This is a genomic window from Wukongibacter baidiensis (genome assembly GCF_050888315.1).
Classification (GTDB): domain Bacteria; phylum Bacillota; class Clostridia; order Peptostreptococcales; family Caminicellaceae; genus Wukongibacter; species Wukongibacter baidiensis.
Genome location: NZ_CP138202.1, coordinates 1,644,032 through 1,661,537 on the forward strand (window position 1 = coordinate 1,644,032; position 17,506 = coordinate 1,661,537).

At 33.8% G+C, this 17,506-nt stretch carries 9 protein-coding genes; 4 read left to right on the forward strand and 5 right to left on the reverse strand.

All coding sequences use genetic code 11. The features are described from left to right. Positions 1–24: 24 nt before the first annotated feature. A complete protein-coding gene (gene hcp / locus R9X47_RS07610) occupies positions 25–1,674 on the forward strand; it encodes a hydroxylamine reductase (RefSeq protein ID WP_432666169.1) in 1,650 nt (549 codons plus the stop codon). Between the two features lie 58 nt (positions 1,675–1,732). Here hcp and R9X47_RS07615 read toward each other — a convergent pair whose 3' ends face one another. Then, the gene (locus R9X47_RS07615; protein WP_432666171.1) at positions 1,733–2,095 is read right to left on the reverse strand and encodes a carboxymuconolactone decarboxylase family protein; all 363 of its coding nucleotides are present in this window, start codon (positions 2,093–2,095) and stop codon (positions 1,733–1,735) included. A 255-nt stretch (positions 2,096–2,350) separates the two neighbouring features. Between R9X47_RS07615 and R9X47_RS07620 the strand changes: the two genes are divergently transcribed. Continuing rightward, on the forward strand, positions 2,351–3,208 hold the full coding sequence (locus tag R9X47_RS07620) for an AraC family transcriptional regulator (RefSeq protein ID WP_432666172.1): 858 nt from the start codon (positions 2,351–2,353) through the stop codon (positions 3,206–3,208). A 60-nt stretch (positions 3,209–3,268) separates the two neighbouring features. On the opposite strand, the gene R9X47_RS07625 is transcribed toward R9X47_RS07620, so the two are convergent. From R9X47_RS07625 to R9X47_RS07640, 4 genes are all read right to left on the reverse strand, one after another. Continuing rightward, entirely contained in the window at positions 3,269–4,531 is a 1,263-nt protein-coding gene (locus tag R9X47_RS07625; RefSeq protein ID WP_432666173.1) for an efflux RND transporter periplasmic adaptor subunit, read from the reverse strand. After that, a complete protein-coding gene (locus R9X47_RS07630; RefSeq protein WP_432666174.1) occupies positions 4,497–7,832 on the reverse strand; it encodes an efflux RND transporter permease subunit in 3,336 nt (1,111 codons plus the stop codon). Before R9X47_RS07630 ends, R9X47_RS07625 begins: the two co-directional genes overlap by 35 nt. A 234-nt stretch (positions 7,833–8,066) precedes the next feature. Next, the gene (locus tag R9X47_RS07635) at positions 8,067–9,320 is read right to left on the reverse strand and encodes an efflux RND transporter periplasmic adaptor subunit (RefSeq protein WP_432666175.1); all 1,254 of its coding nucleotides are present in this window, start codon (positions 9,318–9,320) and stop codon (positions 8,067–8,069) included. After that, positions 9,286–12,684, reverse strand: a complete 3,399-nt coding sequence (locus R9X47_RS07640) for an efflux RND transporter permease subunit (RefSeq protein ID WP_432666176.1) — start codon at positions 12,682–12,684, stop codon at positions 9,286–9,288. Before R9X47_RS07640 ends, R9X47_RS07635 begins: the two co-directional genes overlap by 35 nt. Before the next feature lie 791 nt (positions 12,685–13,475). Between R9X47_RS07640 and R9X47_RS07645 the strand changes: the two genes are divergently transcribed. Beyond that, positions 13,476–14,657 (forward strand): FprA family A-type flavoprotein, encoded by a 1,182-nt coding sequence (locus R9X47_RS07645; protein ID WP_432666177.1) that lies wholly within the window; start codon positions 13,476–13,478, stop codon positions 14,655–14,657. 398 nt (positions 14,658–15,055) lie between these two features. Beyond that, a complete protein-coding gene (locus R9X47_RS07650) occupies positions 15,056–17,215 on the forward strand; it encodes a hypothetical protein (RefSeq protein ID WP_432666178.1) in 2,160 nt (719 codons plus the stop codon). Positions 17,216–17,506: the final 291 nt, after the last annotated feature.

Genomic DNA, 17,506 nt, shown 5'->3' on the forward strand with positions numbered 1-17,506 from the left:
CAAGATTATAAAGGAGGTTAATTTATGGATAATGCCATGTTTTGCTGGCAATGTGAACAAACAGCCGGTAGTAAAGGCTGTACTGAGATGGGAGTATGTAGTAAAGATCCTGATGTTGCTAAAATGCAGGATGTTTTGATTTACCTATTAAAAGGTATTGGTTTTTATGCTACTAAATACCTTGAAAAGGGAAATAAAATACCACAAGAAACTGGAGAGTTCTTTACAGAATGTGTATTTGCTACCCTAACAAATGTAAACTTCGATGCCCAGAGATTTGTAAAATACATAAAAAAGGCGAATGAAGTCAAAGCACAATTTAAGGAAAGTGTAGGAGAAATTCCAAATGTTCCAGAGGGTGCAGATTTTGTATCACCTGTGACTCGTGGAGAAATACTTAATGTATCTTGGAGACCTAACTTAGGTGTTATGGATGATGAAAATTTAGATATGGATATCCGTTCCCTAAGAGAGTTTCTAATTTATGGTATCAAGGGTATGGGAGCATATCATCACCATGCTTACGTTCTTGGAAAATATGATGAAGAAGTTGCTAATTTTATGTTCAAGGCTATGGGTGCTACCCTAGACAAAAGCTTAACAGCCGAAGATTATTTTGACCTCAATATGGAATGCGGTAAAGTTAATCTTAAGTGTATGGAGCTTCTGGATGCTGCAAACACGGGAACCTTTGGAGATCCAGAACCTACAGAAATGCTAATTACTAAGAAAAAAGGTCCATTCATAGTCGTATCTGGACATGATTTAAGGGATTTGGGAGATCTGCTAGAGCAGTCTAAGGATAAAGGTGTAAATATATATACCCACGGTGAGATGCTTCCTTGTAATTCATATCCTGGACTAAAAAAATACTCCCATCTAATAGGTAATTTTGGTGGTGCATGGCAAGATCAACAAAAAGAATTTGATGGCCTCCCAGGAGCTATCTTGATGACAAGTAATTGTTTGATGAAGCCAAGGGAAAGCTACAAGGATAGAATATTTACTTCAAGCATAGTTGGATGGCCTGATGTGCAACATATTGATACAGTTAATGAAAAGAAGGATTTTTCTCCAGTAATAAATAAAGCCTTGGAATTAGGTGGATTTACTGAGGATGAAACAGAAGTGAGAATCCCAATGGGATTTGGTAGGAATGCTTTGTTAAGCAATGCTGGAGCAATTGTTGATGCTGTAAAAGGTGGTAAACTAAGACACTTTTTCTTGATAGGCGGTTGTGACGGCGCAAGACCAGGCAGAAACTACTTTACTGAGTTTGCTGAAAAAACTCCGAAAGACACTGCAATACTTACCCTAGCCTGTGGTAAATTTAGATTTAATAAGATGGACTTAGGCTCCGTGGCTGGCTTCCCAAGAATTCTTGATTGTGGTCAATGCAATGATACATATACAGCTATTCGAGTTGCCCTTGCCTTGGCCGAGGCTTTTGACTGTGATGTAAATGACTTACCACTTTCATTTATAATCTCTTGGTACGAGCAAAAAGCCGTTGCAGTACTACAAACAATGCTTTACTTAGGACTTCAGGATATCTATCTAGGACCAACACTACCTGCATTTGTTAGTCCAAATATACTCCAGGCTTTAGTAGATAAATTTAATATTAAGCCTGTATCTACACCTGATGAGGATTTAAAGGTTATATTAGGATAACACAATAAAAATAAGCAGCACACAGCTGCTTATTTTATTGTATATGAACTGATGTCTATTACTCTTTGTTCAGTTTGCTTTCCATATATTTTATAAGTGGAGCTATTTGAACTAGAGTTGGTGCGCCCTTCATCCATACCTGCTGCTTTAATACCTCAATTATTTCTTCCTTTGTTGCTCCATACTTTATTGCTTTATTCATTTCTAGCTTGGCTCTGGTTTCGTTTTCATCAAACACCGCTGTTGCAAGAGCAATTAAATATCTATATTTTAAAGGAATTACGCCATCTCTCCAAATCTCATGATGATACTCTGAAATTATCTTCTGAAAATTCTCTCCAAAACTCTGAGATACCATTACTCCCGGTGGTACAAAACCTATCTCTTCTTTAAATTCCTCTTGTAGTTTCTTCTTATCCATGAAATCTCCTCCTTTATTTAAACCCATATCATATATTTTATAGTTTCTTCTTTAATCTTTCTTATCTATATCATACCCATAAATTGCATATATATCTGTGACTTATGTCATATTTAACCAAAAAAACATCTGAAAAATTTAAAGAAGTTTAAATAGCAAAAAATATCAAAACTTTTTCTCACTAGCTGTTAAAATATAGTTATAGCTCAGATTATTGATGATAGTCAGGGTTATCACCTTCCGGGAGGTAATATAATGGATTACTATTCTAGAATACAGAATGCGGTAGATTATGTTGAAGAAAACCTAACTTCAAAGGTCACACTAGAAGAGGTATCAAGCAAAGCTTATTTTTCAATGTACCATTTCCACAGAATTTTTAATGCAATGGTTGGAAGTTCAATCAAAGACTATATTAGAATGAGAAGATTAACTGAAGCGGCATATGAGCTTATAAGCACTGAAAAAAGAATAATCGATATAGCTATTGAGTATCAATTTGAGTCACAGGAATCCTTTACAAGGGCATTCAAGAAAATGTATGGGATTACACCTGGCAAGTACCGCAAGAATAAAAATCACCTTATCTTGATGCAAAAGAAAAGATTAACTGTGATTAGGCTAAATCACCTTAAAGGAGGCATTACTTTGAAACCCAAAATAGTAGAAAAAAGTGAATTTAAGATTATAGGAATGAAATATTATGGATCAAATAAAAATAATGAGATTCCTGAACTTTGGAGTGAATTTATTAAGAGAATCAATGAAATCAAAAATAGAGTTGAACTTAAGACAACTCTAGGTGTCTGTGAATACGTTCCAAACATGATAGATGATAGTGAATTTTCATATATTGCTTGTGTAATGGCTGATTCACTTGATGAAGTACCTGATGATATGGTAGGTCAAGTAGTGGCTAAAAATAAGTATGCTGTTTTTACCCATAGGGGAGCAACAGAGAAACTAGGTGATACCTATGAATATATCCACGGTACTTGGCTTCCTAAATCCGGTTATGAACTTGCACCAGCCCATGATTTCGAGCTTTATGATGAAAGGTTTAATCCTAGTTCAGAGGAGTCTGAAATGGATATATACATTCCTATTAAATAGATAAGAACGGGGTGTCTCTGAAAAATATTTCATGAGACACCCCATTTTAGTTCATATTAACTATTTCAATTTTATTAAGCTTCCATCCTTAATTTTATCATTAAAGGTAGTAATTACTTTATCTCCCTTCTTAATTCCTTTTACTATCTCATAGTATTTCTCATTTGTATATCCTATAGTTACTTCTGCCTTCTTTGCTCTGTCCTTATCAATTAAATATATGAACCTTTCTCCTCCTTTACTAACTACTGAAGCCTTAGGCACCGCAAGACCAGTTCTCTGGTCTCCTACTATTAACTCTACGGTGGCAAACATCCCACCCTTTAGAATATCATCTACATTTTTAACTATTACCTTTGTCTTATATGTTTTGCTTTGTTCATCCAATATAGGGCTTACACTAACAACTCTGCCCTCAATAGCTTTTTTTAGCGCCCCTACCTTTACAAATGCTTTTTGTCCTTTTTTAACATTAATAACATCTCTTTCTGATACCCCTGTCTCTATATACATTTCATCACTATTAACTACAGTGAACAACTCTGTTCCTTGAACTACGCTTTCGCCTATTGATATATATTTTTCTGCAACTATCCCTGAGATTGATGCTGTTATATCTGTTGCATCTAGATCCTCCTTTGCAAGCTTAAAAGTAGCAACATTTGATAATTTATTAATTTCTTCTGATTTTACATTATACTGATAATCCCTTTTTGTATGTTCTAGATTTCTCTTTGCGTGTGCTAAGCTTTCCTCAATGATTTTATAGTTCTGCTCTATTTTTTCCAGGTCTGAATCTGATATGATCTTTTCATTGTGAAGCTGCTTCTTACGTTCGTAATCCTTTTTTGTCGTTTCATAATTTATAAGGGCAGTTCTATATTCTTTTTCAGCAATTTCTATAGATTGATCCTTCAATCCACTAGAAAAAACTTTAAGTTTATTTAAGTCAATATTGGATCTCTTTACTTCTATATCCGCCTGCTCATATTTGATTTTATAAATTGTATCGTCGATTTTAGAAAGTTTATCGTCTTTATTTACCTTGCTTCCTATATCAATAAAAATATCCTTAACCTCTCCACTGACCTTACTCTTTATTGTCACCTTACCCTTTGGCTTTAGAGTTCCAGAAAGAGTAAGCTTTTCTTGAAAATCTCTAACCATAACCTCTTCTGCTTTAATGTATATTGCCTCTTCTTTACTTACTTCTTCCATGGTATCTATTCCATCTTTTTCATTGTCTACAGGCTTTTCACTCTTTTTCGCACATCCAGTAAATATTAAGCTAATCAAGAGTAATGGTATTAGTATTTTCTTCACTTTTGCCACTCCTTTTAAGTTTTCTCTTTACAATTACCTTAAGGCTTTCTACAAAGGAATATAGTATCGGAACTATAACTAGTGTCAGCATTGTAGCAAAGCTTAATCCAAATATTATTGCATAACCCATAGGTGCATAAAACTCCTGTTTTAATGTTAGGGGTAATATACCTCCCACAGTAGTTATTGTTGTAGCCATAACCGGTATGAACCTTGTCATACCAGTCTCTCTAATTGCTTCATTAATTTCATAACCGTTCTTTCTTAAGTAATTTATATAGTCAACTAATACAATGGCGTCATTTACAGCTATTCCTACTAGAGAAACAATACCGATAAAGGCAACTAAGCCTAGATAACTCCTAACTATTGTTAATCCAAAGAACACTCCTATTACAGCCATTGGTACTGCAAATAATATAACAAGGGGTTGTGACAATGAGTCAAACTGTATTGAAAGCACTAGATATACTAGTATCATAGCAATAACCATATTTTTTAACATATTTACAAAATAGTCATTTACTTCCTCTTGTTCCCTGTCAAAACCTACTGAGTAACCGTCGGGAAGACTATATTCATTAACCATTTCCATAAATTTATTAGTTACTACCATTTTTTCTTCTTGATTTTTAAGATTAGCTCCTACCTTAGCGTATCTTTTTTCGCTATGATGGTATATTGCTGAGTAGCCTTCTACCTCTTCTACAGAGGCTACTTGTGCAAAAGGAATATGTTGACCAAAGCGAGAATAGAAGTAAATATTGCTAAAGTCCTCTCTCGAGTTAAGCTTTTCCTTAGATGTTCTTATCATTACATCTATCTCATCTTGGCCACTTCTATAAGTAGTAGCCTCTAGACCGTGGACCGCATTTCTTATACCTATAGATATGCTTCTATTATCAAGTCCTAAAGCTGCAGCTCTTTCTTTATCAACCCTTACTTGTAGTTCTGGCAGTCCGTTTTCAAAGTTATTTCCCTCTTCTACAGTACCCTCTATACTCGCTAACATTTCAGTAAGATCCTTAGCAATTTCTCTAAGAGTATCGATATTTTCTCCATAAATCATTAATTCTACATCTTTATTCCCAAAATTTATTCCGTTCTTTTCTTCTCCTATGTTTATAACGGCTCCAGGAATCTCTCTTACTCTTCTCCGGCAATCATCTGCTATCTCCATACTAGTCCTGTCTCTATCTTCAGTGTCAACGAGATTAACAGTTATTCTTGCCCTATCTGAGCTTCTAATATTTGTTGTAAAACTCTTTACTTCTGGATATTCAAAGAGTATCTTTTCTACCTCAGAAGTGATGCGCGACGTCGTTTCCATATCTGTACCTATAGGAGTTTCTATACTCACTCTAAATTCATCGGCATCAAAGGCTCCAAATACAGTCACCTTTAATATTCCTAATATAGGTAGCGCTATACTCATTGCAAATAAGATAAATACTACGGCTAATACTATAAGCTTCTTCCTTGTACTCGTTATTATAGAATAAAGAATATCTCCGTATTTCTTAATGATTGGATTATCTAAAGGATTTTCCTTTCCTTTTACCACTTTATAAGCTATTGAAACCGTAAAGATTATAGAAAAAATCCACGCTATAGGGTTGGCATTAATAATCCCCTCGTGCTTATCTTTAAATGCCATCATCGAAAGTATAAATACACAGCCAATTGATAATATCTTATAAGCCAATTGAAGCTTAGGATGTGGTTTCCTATTATCTTTACCATGGTCCTTTAAGTATACTGAACTTAAAGCTGGAGTAATTGTAGTAGCAATGAAGAATGATGAGCCTAAGGCAAACATTACAGTTATAGGTATCCACTTCATCCAATATCCATAAAGGCCAGGAGTAATTGCCATAGGTAAAAATGCTGCCAGAGTTGTTAAAGTAGCTGCCAATACAGCCGGAGCAACTTGATTCGTAGCAGCCTTAGCAGCATCCTTTGAGTTTATTCCCTTCATTCTGAGTCTATCAATGTTTTCCATAACTACAATCCCATTATCCACTAGCATTCCAATTGCTAAAACCATAGCAAATAGCGTCATGGTATTTATTGAAGCTCCCATCTGCTTTGAGAAACTAACTGCAATTAGTAATGCTAATGGTATAACCGTCGATACTACTAAGGATTCTGATAGTCCTATAAAAATAAATAGTACAACTATAACCAGGAATAAACCTGATTTTGAATTATCAATTACATCTCCTAGATTTTCATTTATATATTTTGATAAATCCATGGTGATATTACTTGTCACTTCTTTAGGATATATGTTTCCTCTTCCTTCTTTTAATATCTTTCTAACTTCTTCACTTATCTTAGTTGTATCGGTACCTTTTTTTCTCTTTACAATAAGAGTTACTGCCTTTTTTACAGAGGGATTATCGGTACCTAGCCCAATTGACATCCTAGAGTCCGTCTCAACCTCTTTATAACCATCAACAACCACTGCAATATCCTTTAGATATAAAGGACTACTTCCAATATATGAAACAACTACATTTTCAATATCTTCTATTCTCTCGAATTTTCCAATGGCTCTAATATTGTACTTTTTATTTTCTAAAAATATATTTCCCCCAGGCATGTTTAGGTTAGAGGTTTTCATTGCCGTGCTTATTTGATCTAAGGACATATTATATACAGCCAGCTTTTGAGGATCTACTATTACTTTTATCTCTCTTTCAAGTCCTCCGTATACCTCTACCTCAGAAACATCATTTATTTTCTTTATTTCATCCTTTAGTCTATCTGCAGCGTTTTTTAGTGTGGCAAAATCATCCAATCCCGTCAAGTTTAATATAAGTACATATTTATTTCCTACCTCTGCTTCATCAACGTAAGGATCTGTAGCATCTTCGGGAAGCTCAGATTTTATGTCAGCTACCTTCTCCCTTACCTCATCTTCCTTTTTGTCCATGTCAGCATCTAGTTCAAAGCTTATTTCTATTTGTGAATATCCTAGCGACGATGTTGATTTCAGGCTCTTTATCCCCTCAATTTCACTTATCTTACTTTCTAGCTTCTCGGTAATTAGTGTCTCAACTTCCTCTGGTGATGCTCCTGTATAAGAGGTTGAAACGTATATATAAGGAAGCCTTATTTCAGGATTTATCTCCTTAGCCATTTGCAAATAAGAAGAAACACCCCAAACTACAATAGCAATTATAATAAGAAAAATAATCCTAGGTCTATCAATAAAAATTGAAGCCCATTTTCCTAAGATGTTTTTCTTATCATGCAACTCGGGTATATAGTCATGATTTTTGTCATTTTTATTCATATCTTCTCTCCTCTCCCTATATCTAGCAACATTACTTTAGACGTTAGCGCTTTAAAAACCCCTTCAAATAATAAGTCAAATCTATAGTTTAATATAAGTTACCTTGTTTAACACAGTAGCTGTTTATATTAAAACTTAGGTTTATTTATTTTGCCCTGAGGCAAGACAGCTTGTTTTCAAGTCATTATTCAAGGTATTAAAGCTATAACTTTAATACCTTGAAGTTGTTTATCCTTAATTACTCTTTACAATACTTCCATGCTCTAGTTTGTCATTAAAGGATTTTATTACTTTTTCCCCCTTCTTTACACCTTCTAATACTTCATAATAATCATCTTCCGAATAGCCAAGTTTAACAAGTCTTTTTACTGCTTTCCCATCACTTTCTATAAATGCATAGTGTTTGCCCTCTTCATTGATTACAGCATTTTTCGGTATTGCAATGGCATTCTTATGTGAATCTACTACTATTTCTACAGTAGTAAACATACCACCTTTAAGTTCATTATTAATGTTTTGTACTAATACTTTTATAGGATATGTTTTACTTTGCTCATCGATGATTGGACTAATATTGGCAACTTCTCCTTCTATTATCTTGTCTCCTAATGAACCTACTTTTATAAATACTTGTTGGTCTTCTTTAATCTTTACAACATCTTTTTCTGAAACTCCTGAATTTGCATACATGCTATCTGTATTTACTATTGTAAACATATCTGCTCCTGCTCCTATATTTTCACCAACTGACACTTTCTTTTCAGCAATAATACCTGAAATCGGAGCTAATATATCCGTATATTCTAAATTTTCCTTAGCAAGTTTATAGTCGTTATTAGCAGCTTCAAGTCCAATTTCAGCAGATTCTACATTGTATTTCCAATTTCTCTTTGCTTGTTCTAGATTAGTAGCTGCCAAATCGAGCTGTTTTTTCGCTAAATCATACTTCCCTTTTATAGAATCATAATCCGATTGAGAAACCCCTTTATCCTTGAATAGCGTCTCAATTCTCTTGTAGCTTTTTTCTAAATTATCATAGTTTATCTTTGCGGTTTCATATTGAGACTCTGCAACTTCAATTTGCTGATGTTTCATACCATTTTTTTTATCAAAATCCTTTACATTACTCAAGGTATTTGTCGCACTTCTTACTGCTGTATTAGCCTTTTCAAATTGTATCTTATATATCGTATCATCTATCTTACAAAGACTTTGATCTTTCTCAACTCTACTGCCTATATCTACAAAAATGCTCTCTATAGCTCCACCTATTTTTGTGGATATCATTACTTTTTCCTTTGGCTCAAGTGTGGCCGGCAGCGAAAGTGTCTTTTCAAAATCTCTAGTCCCTATTGTTTGAGTCTTTACATATATTATTTCTTCTTTTACAGTATTCTCTATTTCTTCTTGAGCAGCAGCTTCTTCTTTATTTCCACAGCCCGATAAAAAGATGCTAATTATGACCAACAATATCAATAGTCTCTTCATTTTTTCCTCTCCTTCTAAATTGTAGTTTTCTGAATCTACCTTTAATTCCTTCAACTAAAGAATAGAGAATAGGCACTATCACTAGAGTCAAGATTGTTGCCATACCTAGCCCAAAAATTATTGAATATCCCATAGCGGCATAACCAGACTGTTTTAATGTCAAAGGTAAAATCCCGCCTATGGTCGTTATTGTTGTCGCCAATACTGGTATAAATCTTGTCATTCCGGTTTCCTTTATTGCCTCATTAAGTTCATATCCATTTTTTCTTAAATAATTGATATAATCCACAAGCACTATGGCATCATTTACTGCGATTCCAACTAGAGCTACAACACCTACAAAGGCTATAAACCCGAAGTTATTCCCCGTTATTACAAGCCCAAATGATACACCAATTAAAGCCAGTGGTACTGAGAATAAAATTACAAATGGTTGTGATAATGAATTAAATTGCACCGATAAAATAATATACACTAAAATTGCGGCAATAATCATGTTCAAAAACATATCTGTGAATGATTCTTGAATATCCTCAGCTTCTCCCCCATAGTTTATATGAACATTCTCCGGAAGGGGATAATCTTTAATTGCTTCTTTAAATCCGTTCATAATATCTAGGACAACAACATCATCCTCAATATCCGATACTACGGCCACATATCGTTTTGTATTATGATGCTCGATTACATTAAAGCTTTTGGTTTCATAAATACTTGCAACCTGTGAAAAAGGTATTGGCTTCCCAAATCTAGAGTTAAAATATAGTTTTTCTAGATCCCGAATACTCTTTAGCTTTTCACTAGTTGTCCTTATGACTACATCAACCTCATCTTGATCATCTTTAAAGGTAGTTACTTTATATCCATGAATGGCATTTCTAATTCCCATTGCAACAGTCATATCATTCAAACCCAGTGCTGCAGCTTTATCTTTATCTATACTTATTTGAAGCTCAGGCACACCAGCTTCCAAGGTATTTCTAACATCTCTTGTTCCCTCAATTTTTTTTAAAATCTCAGTAAACTCTTTACCCAGTGCCTTAAGCTCATCAAGGTTTTCTCCTTCTACACGAATATATACGGGAGATCCAGTTGGTGGTCCATTTTGTATTTCACTAACTTTTATTTCAGCTCCTGGAATATTCTCGATTCTTTTTCTCAGATCATCGGCTATTTCCATGCTCGATCTATCTCTATATTCCTTTTCAACTAAATCTATTATAATACGAGCTCTATTAGGTGTTCCTCCTACACTTATAGAGAAGCTCTCTAAGCTATCGGCACCTACAAATCCAATATTTGTTACAAAACTTTCTATTTCGCTATATTCAAATAATCTCTTTTCTACTTCATTTGCAATAACAGCAGTTGTATCTAAGTCAGTTCCCTTAGGTGCCTTTATATTTATATTAAGTCTAGTAAAATCCTGTTTTGGAAACATCTCAACCTTAAGTATTCCTAAAGGTATCAATGCAATACTGCCTATGAATGCGATAAGTATTACACCTAAAACAATTAATTTTTTTCGTCTACTTATAATTATTGAATATAATATTTCTCCATATCTCTGAATGATCGGATGTTCCTTTTCACTAGTATTCTTTTTAAATATCTTCATCGCCATTCCAATGGAAAATACGATAGCAAATATCCATGACAAAGGTCCAAAGCTTATTCCAGTCTCATTATTATCCATAAATGCAAACATAGCTAATACAAATACCAGTAATATACAGATAATCTTTATAGCCTTCTCCATAGCAGGATGTCTCTTTAGACTCTCTCCTCCCTTATGCTTCTTAAGTAGCCTTGAACTCAAGGCCGGTGTCACTGTAGTAGCAATAAAGAATGAAGATGTAAGTGCAAATATAACTGTTATCGGAATTGGTCTTATGAAATCGCCCATTATTCCTGGTGTAAGTGATATGGGGAAAAAGGCAGCCAATGTTGTTAATGTTGAAGCTGCAATGGCAGGAGCTATCTGATTTGTTCCCGCTTCAGCCGCTAATCTTGCCGATAGTCCCTTTAACCTAAGCCTATCTATATTTTCCATTACAACTATTCCGTTATCCACTAGCATCCCTACAGCTAAAACTAAAGAAAATAGAGATATAGTGTTAAAAGTCATGTCAAAGGTATTCATAAGTCCACAAGCTATGAAGATAGATAGAGGTATAGCTATGGCCACTACAATAGACTCAAAGAAGCCAATAAATAGAAATAGTACAATTATAACTAAAAATAATCCTGCTTTTGCATTATCAAATACTGCCCCCAACTCATCTTCTACATATACAGATAAATCGCCGCTAATTTCAACTTTTAGATCCTGTGGATATATACTTCCTTTTTTATCTTCTAAAAATTTATGTATTTCTTTACTTATTTTGATTACATCTTTAGATTGATTTTTCTTTACAGAAAGTGCAATTGCATTTTTAACCGATGGATTCTCTGTTCCAAGTCCTACCGACATCCTTGAGTAGTTTTCTGGCTCCTTATATCCATCCTCAATTTCTGCTATATCTTTTAAATATAAAGGATTACTTCCAAAATAGGTTACAACTACTTTTTCAATTTCTTCAATTCCTTTAAATTTTCCAACGGTTCTTATGTTGTAGTCTTTTTTATCTAGTACTATATTTCCTCCTGGTAAATTTACATTAGACATTGAGATTGCATTCTTTATTTGGTCAAGGGATATGTTATAACTAGCTAATTTCTGAGGATCAACATTTATTTTTATCTCTCGTTCCAATCCACCAATAATCTCAACATCAGAGACGTCTTTGATATTTTCTAACCCATTCTTTATCTTTTCTGAGATGTTTTTAAGTTCAATAAAATCATAATCACCGGATAGATTTATTATCATAATTGGTCCATCATTAGTTTCAAAGCTATCGACGGTTGGTGTCTCAGCTGCATCAGGAAGTTCCGATTGAATAGACTGGACTCCTTCCCTCATTTTTTGAAGCTTTTTATCCAAATCTACTCCAGGTTCAAATTCCAAAAAAACAGTTGAGTAACCATAACCCGAGTTCGATTCTATGCTTTTTACGTCCTCTATAGTTTCCATTTCTTTTTCAATCTTATCTGTTATAAGAGACTCGACTTCCTCTGGTGCCGCTCCTGTATAAGTAGTAATTACATATCCATAAGGGAGCCTGACCTCAGGATTCACTTCCCTAGGCATTTTGGTATACGCAATAAAGCCCCAAATTATTATCAAGAAAATCATTAGATAAACTACTCTATGCCTTTCTATAAAAAAGGCTGCCCATCTACCAAGAAAATTCTTTTCCTGCTTAACCTCTGGTATCTCCATTAAATCAAGCATATGGTCTTTTTTGTTATCACTCATTTCCCTATCCTCTCTTTCTCTTGATCAAATATGTTACTACAAACATTTTCAAATTATCGTCTTGCGTATATTCATTTTAATAAATTCTTCTACTTTTTTCTCGTAGATATTTTCACTTTTTTCCAATTAACATATTACTTTAGTCATTTTTTATGCATTGTTTGAATTTTCTATATTATACAACTACTTATTTTCTAAACAATTTTATCATTTTTTTGTAAAATTTAGTACCAAAAATATAAATTCTAATCAACTTTTAATATAGAGTTAACAATCTGTTAAGATATACAATACTTTTTCTTTGAAACTCATAGGTTTTCTAATCCCTTTTTTCTCATTTTATCTTATAGATAAAATATCCGTTGGATAATATTGTCTTATTTAATTGCATTATAACAAACACTACCTTGTTTTGCAAGGTACCAATTCAAATTTTGTTCTGTATTATTTAACATCTGGAATTATTAATAACTTTCATTTGATAAAGCAAATTAAATTTAGTATTTTTGTTTATAATATTAGTAGTGATTACTCAATAATTTCCGTTATGTGTTTTAGCAAAGTCCACTTTGAGAATCAATAACAAAGACTTTGTTTCAAAACCGAATTTGATAAAAGTATATACATATAGTAAATTATAATTGTATCCAAAGGAATATACCTTTTATTTATTTTGTTAAAAAAATGTTTTACTCCCCTTAAGCGGGGTATAATCTTTATAGTAAGATTAATATAAGCTTTTAATTCAGATGATTAATCTGTGTTTAAATATTTTAGGAGGTGCTATATTAATGAATGCTTTTAATATAAAAGGAAATGTATATTGGACAGGGGTTTTAGATCCAGGCTTAGAAGTTTTTGATATTATAATGAAAACAGAGTTTGGTTCAACCTATAACTCTTATTTTATTGACGATGAGAAAAAGGTATTGATTGACACTGTAAAGCCTAACTTTAAGGATGAGTTTATTGACAAATTAGGAAATCTGGTTGATATTAAAAATTTAGATTATGTAATAATAAATCATACTGAGCCAGATCATGCTGGAAGCTTAAAATATATCCTTGAAATCAATCCCGACATAGTTGTTTATTGCACAAAGGCTGCTAGTATTTTCTTGAGGGAACAAATAAACGGTGAATTTAATTGTCATGTCATAAAGGATGGGGAAACCCTTGATATCGGAAGTAAAACACTGAAATTTATCACTGCTCCATTCCTACATTGGTCTGATACAATGTTTGTATATGACGAAGCTGAAAAAATCCTCTTCACATGTGATGCCTTCGGTTCTCACTATAGCTCAGTTGATCCTAAAGAGGTTCATAAGGACAATTACAAAAATGCATTTAAGCATTATTATGAGTGTATTGTAGAACCTTTTGCACAACATGTACTTAATGCCATTAATAAGGTTAAGGATCTGGAAATAGACATGATTGTTGCTTCTCATGGTCCTATACTTTCAGAGGATATTAACTACAATATAGAAAAATACGTAGAATGGTCTACCCACGCTATAGAAAACAGAAATAAAAAGCAAGTAGCCGTACTTTATCTATCGGCATATAAAAACACTATGCTAATGGCTGAAAAAATCAAAGAAGGTTTAGAATCAGAAGGTGCTACTGTAGTATACTTAGATGTTGAAAGCGAAGATATATCTAAGGTTCACCTAATGATTAACAGCTCTAAGGGTCTACTCATGGGATCCCCTACTATTAATAAGAGCATGGTTAAACCTATGTGGGATGTACTCTCAGTAATAGACCCGATGGCAAATATGGGGAAAATCGCAGGAGTATTTGGTTCCTACGGTTGGAGCGGCGAAGGTATAAAAATGGCCCATAGCTTATTAAAACAAATGAGCTTTAAGGTACCATTTGAACCACTTCAAAAGAAGTTTTTCCCTTCAGAGGAAACCCTAAAGCAGTGTTATGAATTTGGTAAGGAATTTGCAAAGCTTATATAACAAATCGGAATCTTAATTGTAAAACAAAATTTAAGTCTCCTAGAACTAATTTCTAGGAGATTTAGGCTGTTAAGAAACCCGAATTTCTTCGTTGTTGCTTCAACAAAGAACCCTTACGTATGTCTATATACGCTGCGGTCTCTTAGTTTCAGCACGCCTCGAACTTCGACTTTCTTAACAGCCTATCAGATTATTAACAATCTGAGTCTCCTAGAACATAGTTCTAGGAGACTTTTCTATTGAATTCATTTCTCGAATAAAAACTCAGGGGTTCGATGCCTCCTGAGTTTTTATTCTAACTAGATCAAACAGTGATAACCAAAATATAAAGAGGAAAATATCAAATAATGTAGAATATATTTCCATTGACAATATTTACATGAAAGGATGAGATAATCATGAAGAATTTCATTGCAGCAATTATTATTATTTCTATGATTTTTACAATGATATTGCCTCTCAATGTTTTTGCTTCACAAGACAGTGATCATGAGCTCGAAGAGGCTGTATTTCCCGTACAAGGCCAAGTAGTTCGAGATTGTATTTATAAGCATGATATGGTATTTGGAGATGATAAGTTCGTACTTGTAGGTGGCGCTTGGGGTGATTTAGCTTGTACATCTGAAGATGGAACCGATTGGTCTATACATCATTTAGATGAATCAGTAGACGAATTTAATAGAGTTATATATGAAGATGACAAGTTTATTGCCATTAGTAATTTAGAGTTAATCTTACTGTCTAAGGATGGCGAGGAATGGACTAATATTGAGATAGATATAGACGATGATCAGTTATATGACATTATCTATGACGGTGACAAATTTATTGCAGTAGGTGAAGATGGGTATATTATATCCTCTGAAGATGGATATGAATGGGATGAAGTTGACAGCGATACCGACAGTACCTTATTTGGTATTAGCTATGGCAATGATAAATATGTGGCTGTAGGAGAAGACGGGATAATTCTTATATCAGACGACGGTGAGGAGTGGGAAGAACTCTATTCCCAAACGGATTTATCCTTAAATGCTATAATCTATGCACAGGACAAATTTGTTGCAAAGGGACCTAGCGGTATAGTACTATTATCCGATGACGGTGAAGAATGGGAAAAAGAAGAGTTTGAAGATATAGACTACGATGATGACTGGAAACCATACAATGGTAAAATTGTATATGGAAATGGTAAGTTCATTATAGATGACGGCTATATATCTGATGCGGGAGTAGTTTGGAGTGAATTAGAAGACAGAAATGGCATTATAGCCTTTGGCGATGATAAATTCCTATCCGTCGGTAATTCGGTACGAGAATCCTATAATGGAGAAGATTGGGAGGAGAAATGGTTGTTAATATGGGCAGCTCAATCTAACATAGTAGATTTGGCATATGGAGACGATCGCTTCGTAGGTGTAACCCCTTATGGAATAATATTATCCTCCGAAAAAGGAGATACTTGGTCTGTAGATAGAGATGATTATTGGTTCGAACATTTCCATAATGTAATTTACGGAGACAATAAATTTATAGCTGTCGGCTATGATACAATTGTTTCATCGAATGATGGTAAGACATGGGAAAGTATCGATATTGACATTGACTTCCACTCCCCATCCAATATCCTGTTTGGTAATGATACATTTATTATCGTCAACGATGATGGTGAATTTTTGATATCCGATGATGGTTATAACTGGGATCAAGAATCTATAGACAAAGCTTGGAAAGATCTTGCTTTTACTCTTTACGATAATGATAAATACATAGTTATAGACGAAGATGGATATACATATTTTTCTGAAGATGGCTACCATTGGAATGAAGTTGACACCAATCTAGATGATGTTGCAGATGATCTTAAAGATGGACGCTTTATTGGCGACCTGCATTATGGTAATGGAAAATATTTGTTAAACTATGATGGAGATTTATTTGCATCAGATGATGCTCAAGATTGGCAAAAATCAGATGCCGATGCCGAGTATTTTGATATAGTATTCTCTGATAATAAATTCATTGCATTTGAGCAGTATGAAAGAAAAAATTATGTTGAAAAGGTGTTTGTCTATGCATCAACTGATGGGATTAACTGGGTTAATATAGGAGAATATAATTGCGATTTAGACAAATATGATAGATTTAATACGGTTATATATGGCGATGATAGATATATACTTGGTGGAGACAGCGGGAAAATCTTCTATATTGATGCTGATGACCTAGATAACCCTATAATCCCCCCGATAGACAATGAAGATGTCGATAGATTTGAAACGGCCTATGATGTAGACTCCGATAAGGATTGGAAAATAAAATTCAATAGCAAGATAGATGAGGATTCTATTGATAATATAGGGGTTTTAAACTCCTTTGGCTCAAACTTAAATAATATTGACATAGACTTATATGATAGTAAAACCGTCATCATTAATGCTCCAAAGACTGGTTATTCATCAGGTGAAAAATACACTATAGTTATTGAGGATGTAGTAGACATAAATGGTAAATCATTAGAACGTAAAGTTGTTAAGGACTTTATTATTAAAGATTAAAAGTAAATATATTAACATATTGGGGGTTGTCTCATAAGATCGTCTTACATGCTCAACCTCCGGACGTTTCAGAATGAATGAAGTTCAAGGTTTTGAAATTCAAGCTTGGCTAGTACTAATGTGAGTGTCAAGTCGGTGAATTTTTAAATATAGCCGAGATTTATCATTCTGATACGTTTCCATCTTTACTAAAAGAGGTGTTGTAATTGAGTATATTTTCAAATAAAACTAGCACATACGATTTATTCATGTTCGCTGTAATTTTTTTTGCTCTTTTAGCTCAGGGGAGTT